At 70.0% G+C, this 6,876-nt stretch carries 4 protein-coding genes; 3 read left to right on the top strand and 1 reads right to left on the bottom strand.

Annotated features, from left to right (window positions below; all coding sequences use genetic code 11):
* Positions 1–118 precede the first annotated feature (118 nt).
* On the bottom strand, positions 119–1,864 hold the full coding sequence (locus ABTZ89_RS33135; protein ID WP_351052225.1) for an NAD+ synthase: 1,746 nt from the start codon (positions 1,862–1,864) through the stop codon (positions 119–121).
* Between the two features lie 83 nt (positions 1,865–1,947).
* Between ABTZ89_RS33135 and ABTZ89_RS33130 the strand changes: the two genes are divergently transcribed.
* The 3 genes from ABTZ89_RS33130 (at position 1,948) to glnA (ending at position 6,688) form a co-directional block, all read left to right on the top strand.
* Entirely contained in the window at positions 1,948–3,531 is a 1,584-nt protein-coding gene (locus ABTZ89_RS33130; protein WP_351052222.1) for an alpha/beta hydrolase, read from the top strand.
* A 143-nt stretch (positions 3,532–3,674) separates the two neighbouring features.
* Positions 3,675–5,288 carry an SLC13 family permease gene (locus ABTZ89_RS33125; protein ID WP_351052219.1) on the top strand — a complete coding sequence of 538 codons (1,614 nt, stop codon included), beginning with the start codon at positions 3,675–3,677 and terminating at the stop codon, positions 5,286–5,288.
* A 56-nt stretch (positions 5,289–5,344) separates the two neighbouring features.
* Positions 5,345–6,688, top strand: coding sequence for a type I glutamate--ammonia ligase (gene glnA / locus ABTZ89_RS33120; protein WP_270949766.1), 1,344 nt, complete (start codon positions 5,345–5,347; stop codon positions 6,686–6,688).
* Positions 6,689–6,876: the final 188 nt, after the last annotated feature.

Raw genomic sequence — 6,876 nt, 5'->3', positions numbered from 1 at the left:
TTGTTTTTATTTTTTTTATCTTTGGTCTTTTCTTTTTATCATCCTCCCACCCCCACACCCCCCCCCCCCCGCCCCGGAACCCGTGCATTCGCGAGCGGTCCTTACGGCCGCCCCGGGTTCACGGCGCGATCTCGCGCCACCGGTTGGTCAGCGGGAGCCGCCGGTCCCGGCCGAACGCCTTGAACGTGATCTTGGTCCCCGGCGGGTACTGCCGCCGCTTGTACTCGGCGCGGTCCACCATCTGCAGCACCCGCTCGACCAGCTCGGCGTCGAAGCCCTCGGCGATCAGGTCCGCGTAGCTGCGGTCGCTCTCCACGTAGCCGTCCAGCACCACGTCGAGCACGTCGTACTCGGGCAGCGAGTCCTGGTCCACCTGGTCCGGCCGCAGCTCCGCCGACGGCGGCTTGGTGATCGAGTTCTCCGGGATCGGCGGCACCTCGCCGCGCTTCTCCGCATCCGCGTTGCGCCACTGCGCCAGCTTCCACACCAGCGTCTTCGGCACGTCCTTGATCGGCGCGAAGGCACCCACCGCGTCGCCGTACATGGTGGAGTAGCCCACCGCCAGCTCGGTCTTGTTCCCGGTCGCCAGCACCAGGTGCCCGCGCTGGTTGGACAGCGCCATCAGCAGCACGCCGCGGGCGCGCGCCTGCACGTTCTCCTCGGCCAGCCCGGCCAGCTCCAGCTGCCGCACGTACACGTCGACCATGTCGGCGATCGGCTGCACCTCGAAGTGGCAGCCGATGCGCTCGGCCAGTTCGGCGGCGTCGGAGCGGGAGTGCTCGGAGGAGTAGTTCGACGGCATCGAAACGCCGTGCACCGCGTCCGCACCGAGCGCGTCCGCGGCCAGCGCCGCGACGACCGCCGAGTCGATGCCGCCGGAGAACCCGAAGGTCACCGACCGGAAACCGTTCTTGTGCACGTAGTCGCGCAGCCCGGTGACCAGCGCGCCCCACACCTCGGCCTCGTCGTCCAGCGGCTCGGCAGGGGGAGCGGACGGCAGCGGCTCGTAGCTCGGCAGCGGTTCGGGCTGCACCACGATCCGCTGCACGTCGAAGGCCGGCATCCGCATCGGGCCCGGCTCGGCGGACACCGTCGTCGAGGTGTGGCCGCCCGCGGTCAGCTCCAGGTCCTGCAGCAGCAGGTGCTCGGCGAACTGCGGCGCCCGCGCGGTGATCTCGCCGTCCCCCGCGGCGATCATCGAATCGCCGTCGAAGACCAGCTCGTCCTGCGCGCCGACCAGGTTGACGTAGGCCAGCGGCGCCCCGGCTTCGGCCGCCCGCCGCACGACCAGCGGGGTGCGGGCGTCGTCCTTGGCGCGCTCGTAGGGCGAGCCGTTGAGGCACACCACGAGGTCCACGCCGACCTGGCCCAGCGCGGCCACCGGGCCGCCGTTCTGCCAGATGTCCTCGCAGATCACCACGCCGACGTCCAGCCCGTGGAACCGCACGATCGGCAGGTCGAAACCGGGCGCGAAGTAGCGGGCCTCGTCGAACACGCCGTAGTTCGGCAGGTGGTGCTTGTGGTAGGTCGCCACGATCTCGCCGCCGTAGAGCAGCGACGCGGAGTTGCGCGGACCTTGGTCGTCGCGGCCGAGGTGTCCGACGATCACCAGCGCGTCGCCGCAACCGGCCTCCTGCAACCGGCGGGCGAGCTGCTCGACCTCGGCGAGGTTGGCCGCGGCGAACGACTTGCGCAGCGCGAGGTCCTCGACCGGGTAACCCGACAGCACCATCTCGGGGAACGCCACCAGGTGGGCGCCCTCCTGCACGGCGCGACGGGTCCACTCCAGGACCATCGAGCTGTTCCCGGCGATGTCGCCGACGCATGCGTTGACCTGTGCGAGTGCGATGCGCAACTGGGGCATGGCCCCATCTTCGCGCACCCGACCGGGCGGTGTCGTCCCGCCCGGCGCGGCTCACACCGCTCCCCGCATGTCACGATCCTGTGGTGAACCGCCTACTGACAGTGCTCTCCGCCGTCGTCGTGCTGGGCGCCGCCGCGTGCAGCCTGCCGACGCAGAGCCCCCAGCCGCTGCAGCCGCACACCGAGCGGAAGGGTCCGGTCGGACCGGTTCCGCCGGGCTTGGAGCGCTTCTACGGCCAGGAGCTGTCGTGGGGGCCCTGCGCGCCTTACGCCCGGACCGAGAGCGACCGGACCGCTTACGCCAGCCCCGGTATCGAGTGCGCGCGCCTGCAGGTCCCGATGGACTACGCCGCCCCGCAAGGCGAGGCGATCACCATCGGCGTCCTGCGCAGCCCGGCCACCGACCAGCAGCAGAAGATCGGTTCGCTGCAGATCAACCCCGGTGGTCCGGGGGCGTCCGGGATGAGCACGGCGGCCAGCCTGGCCGGATCGGTGCGCAGCACCGAGCTGGGGGAGCGGTTCGACCTGATCGGCTTCGACCCGCGCGGCATCGGCGCCTCCGAACCGGAGGTGCGGTGCCTGACCGACCAGGAGCGCGACGCCGACCGGTTGGACTCCGACGCGGACACCTCGCCGGCCGGGGTGGCGCAGACCGAGAGCGAGGAGCGCGACTACGCGAGCAAGTGCGCCCAGCGCACCAACCCGAAGCTGCTGGCCAACGTCGGCACGCGCGACGTCGCCCGGGACATGGACGTGCTCCGCTCGGCGCTCGGCGACGAGAAGCTCAACTACGTCGGCTACTCCTACGGCACCCGGATCGGCGCGGAGTTCGCCGAGAAGTTCCCCGGCAACGTGCGGGCGATGGTGCTCGACGGCGCGATCGACCCCGGTCAGTCGGCTATCGACCAGCTGGTGGCGCAGGGTGCCGGGTTCCAGCGCGCCTTCAACGACTTCGCGGTCTGGTGCGCGGCGCGCCAGCAGTGCTCGCTGGGGCGCGACCCGAAGACCGCGGTGGCGCAGTTCCAGCAGATCACCCGTCCGCTGGTGGAGCGCCCGGTGCGCGCCGGTGACGGCCGCGAGCTGTCCTACAAGGACGCCACGATGGGCGCGATCCAGGCGCTCTACACACCTAGTCTCTGGGACCAGCTGGACGGCGGGCTCGCCGAGCTGCGCCAGGGCAGCGGCCGGACCCTGCTCGCGCTCTCCGACAGCTACTTCAGCCGCGGCCAGAGCGGCCGCTACTCCAACACCAACGACGCCTTCGACGCCGTGCACTGCGTCGACGACCAGCGCGTGATGGATCCGAACGTGCGCCGCGAGGCCGACCGCCGCTACCGCGAGGCGGCGCCGTTCCTCGACGACGGCAACCCGCCGAGCGCGGCGCTCGACATGTGCGCGTTCTGGCCGGTCCCGGTCACCGGCGAACCGACCGAGCCCGAAGTCGGCGCGCTGCCCCCGACGCTGGTGATCTCCACCACTGGTGACCCGGCGACGCCCTACGACGCGGGCGTCAAGCTCGCCGACGCGCTGCACGGTCGCCTGCTCACCTTCGAGGGCACCCAGCACACGGTGTTCCTGCAGGGCGTTTCCTGCGTCGACGACGCGGGCACGCGATACCTGGTCGACCTGAAGGTCCCCGCTGACGGAGCGCGCTGCTCGTCGAAGTGACCAACGTGCAGAAGGGCGTCTCCCGGCCGGGGAGGCGCCCTTCGCCACGTCCGGGTTGCCGCCGTGCGAACCAACCCGCGCGTCCGCCGAGGCGGCCGAACGGACGATGGTGAAGCAGATCACATCGCATCTATCGTCTGGCAATGGACAAAGCGGACGAAGGTGGGCGTGGAGCCAGCGAGCGGAGCGTGACATCGGTGCTGCTGTCCGGCGGCACGTACCGGGGACTGGGCGAACAGGTCCTCTCCCCGGCGGAGGAGCGGTTCGAACGGGCCCGCCGCACTGCGGGGCTGTTCCTGGCCCCGGCGCTGACCGTCCTGTTCCTCCTGCTGCCGACCGAACTCGAACCGGCCCAGCACAAGCTCGCCGCGGTGCTCCTCGGCGTCATCGTGCTGTGGGTCTGCGAACCGGTGCCGATCCCCGTCGGCGGGCTCATCGGCGTCGGCGCGGTGGTGGTCCTCGGCGTCCTGCCGCCCGACGACGTCCTCGCGCCGTTCGGCTCCTCCACCGTCTTCACCTTCATCGGGGCGTTCATCCTCGCCCAAGCGATGCTCCGCCATGGCGTGGCCAGGCGTTTCGCGTTCACGATCCTGTCGCTGCCCGGTGTCGGCCGCAGCGCCTCGCGGGTGATCATCGCCTTCGGGGTGATCACCTGCCTGCTGTCCGCGGTGGTGTCCAACACCGCGACCGTCGCGATGCTGCTGCCCACCGCCGTCGGCATCCTCGCGGTCATCGCCGAGCTGGTCCGCAAGCAGCTGCCGGAAGGTGCGCCGTTCGACCCGCTGCGGCTGCGGGTCGGAGTCGCCCTGATGCTGATGCTCGCCTACGGCGCCAGCGTCGGCGGCCTGCTCACCCCGATCGGCTCGCCGCCGAACCTGATCGGCCGCGGACTGATCGAAGAAGCCACCGGCCAGCGCATCTCCTTCCTGCAGTGGATGGCCATGGCCGCGCCGGTCTGCCTGCTGATGTTCGCGGTGCTGGCCGGCGTCTTGCTGCTGCTCAACCGGCCCGAGATCAACAAGCTGTCGGGCGTCGAGGACTACGTCGCCGCTGAACGCGCCAAGCTCGGCAAGCTCTCGCGAGCGGAGAAGAACACGCTGATCGCCTTCGCCGTCACGGTCGCGCTGTGGGTGACGCCCGGCGTGGTCGCGCTGGTCGCGGGCAACGACTCGCCGGCCTACGACCTGATCAGCGACCGGCTCGACGAGGGCATCGTCGCCGTGCTCGGCGCGGCGCTGCTGTTCCTGCTGCCCACCGACTGGTCCCAGCGCCGCTTCACGCTCGCCTGGACCGAGGCCAGCCGCATCGACTGGGGCACGGTGGTGCTGTTCGGCACCGGCATCATCTTCGGCTCCCTGCTCGCCGAAACCGAGCTCGCCCAGACCATCGGCCGGGGAGCGGCCGACGCGCTGGGCTTCTCCAGCACCGTCGCGATCACCATCTTCGCCATCGCGCTGGCGGTGCTGATCTCCGAGACGACCTCGAACACCGCCGCCGCAGCGGTCGTGGTGCCGATCGTGATCCCGATCGCGGTCGCCGCCGGGATCAACCCGTTCGTGCCCGCCCTGGCCGCGACCTTCGCCGCGTCCTTCGGGTTCATGCTGCCGGTGTCGACCCCGCAGAACGCGGTGGTCTACGGCTCGGGAGCGGTGCCGATCACCAAGATGATCCGCGCCGGAGCCGTCTTCGACATCGCCGGCGCGGTGCTGATCGCCCTCGTCCTGCCGCCCATGATCGCCCTCATCGGTTTCGGGTGACCCGGGGTTCATGGACCAGTTACGCGATTCGGCGCTGGAACTCTTAGGCTGCGAGCATGAACCGCCAGCAGGAGTTCGTGCTCCGCACCTTGGAGGAACGTGACATCCGCTTCGTGCGGCTGTGGTTCACCGACGTCCTCGGCATGCTCAAGTCGGTAGCGATCTCGCCCGCCGAGTTGGAAGGCGCCTTCGCCGAGGGCATCGGGTTCGACGGCTCGGCCATCGAGGGCTTCGCCCGGATCTACGAATCGGACATGGTCGCCAAGCCGGACCCGGCCACCTTCCAGGTGCTGCCCTGGGAGACCCCGGACGGCGAGCACTACTCGGCCCGGATGTTCTGCGACATCCACATGCCCGACGGCTCCCCGTGCTGGTCGGACCCGCGGCACGTCCTGCGCCGCACCCTGGCCAGGGCCACCGAGTCGGGCTTCACCTGCTACGTGCACCCCGAGATCGAGTTCTTCCTGCTCAAGAACCTGCCCGACGACGGTTCCGAGCCGGTGCCCGCCGATTCCGGCGGCTACTTCGACCAGGCCAGCCACGACGCCGCCCCCCACTTCCGGCGCAACGCCATCGAAACGCTCGAGGCGATGGGCATCTCGGTGGAGTTCAGCCACCACGAGGGCGCGCCCGGCCAGCAGGAGATCGACCTGCGCTACGCCGACGCGCTGACCATGGCCGACAACGTGATGACCTTCCGGTACGTGGTGAAGGAAGTCGCCATGACCCAAGGCGTGCGCGCCTCGTTCATGCCGAAGCCCTTCAGCGCCCAGCCCGGATCGGGCATGCACACCCACTTCAGCCTCTTCGAGGGCGACCAGAACGCCTTCTACCACCCGGAGAACCCGTTCGAGCTCTCCGACGTCGGCCGCGCGTTCGTGGCCGGCATCCTGCACCACGCCCGCGAGATCAGCGCGGTGACCAACCAGTGGGTCAACTCCTACAAGCGCCTGATCGTCGGTGGTGAGGCCCCGACGGCGGTGTGCTGGGGCCACGCGAACCGCTCGGCCCTGGTCCGGGTGCCGATGTACTCGCCGGGCAAGGCGTCCTCGCGCCGCGTCGAGGTCCGCAACCTGGACTCGGCCTGCAACCCGTACCTGGCCTACGCGGTGATCCTCGCGGCCGGCCTGCGCGGCGTGGACAAGGGCTACGAGCTGCCGCCCGCCACCGAGGACGACGTGTGGGGCCTGACCGAGCGCGAGCGCAAGGCGGCCGGCTACGCCAACCTCCCGCAGAACCTCAACGAGGCGCTGAGCGAGCTGGAGTCCTCCGAGCTGGTCGCCGAAACACTGGGCGAGCACGTCTTCGACTTCTTCCTCCGCAACAAGCGCGAGGAGTGGAACGCCTACCGCAGCCACGTAACGCCCTACGAGCTACGCACCCTGATGCCGATGCTCTGAGAATCTGTCTGACGTACTCGGTTTGCGTGGCGGTGCGGGTGGCGGAACCTCAGACACCGCCTGGCTGCGGGATCCCGTTCTTATGTATGTCCAATACACGGCGAACGGGCTGTCCTCGCCAGGCGGCGTCTGAGAACCCGCGGCGGTGCCGGTTGCTTAGGTGGGCTAAACGCCTTCGGCGTTTCAAA

It is taken from the genome of Saccharopolyspora sp. NPDC002686 (assembly GCF_040295745.1).
Taxonomy (GTDB): Bacteria; Actinomycetota; Actinomycetes; order Mycobacteriales; family Pseudonocardiaceae; genus Saccharopolyspora; species Saccharopolyspora oryzae.
Note: the sequence above shows the minus strand (reverse complement) of the source record. Positions and strands in the feature narration are given on the sequence as shown.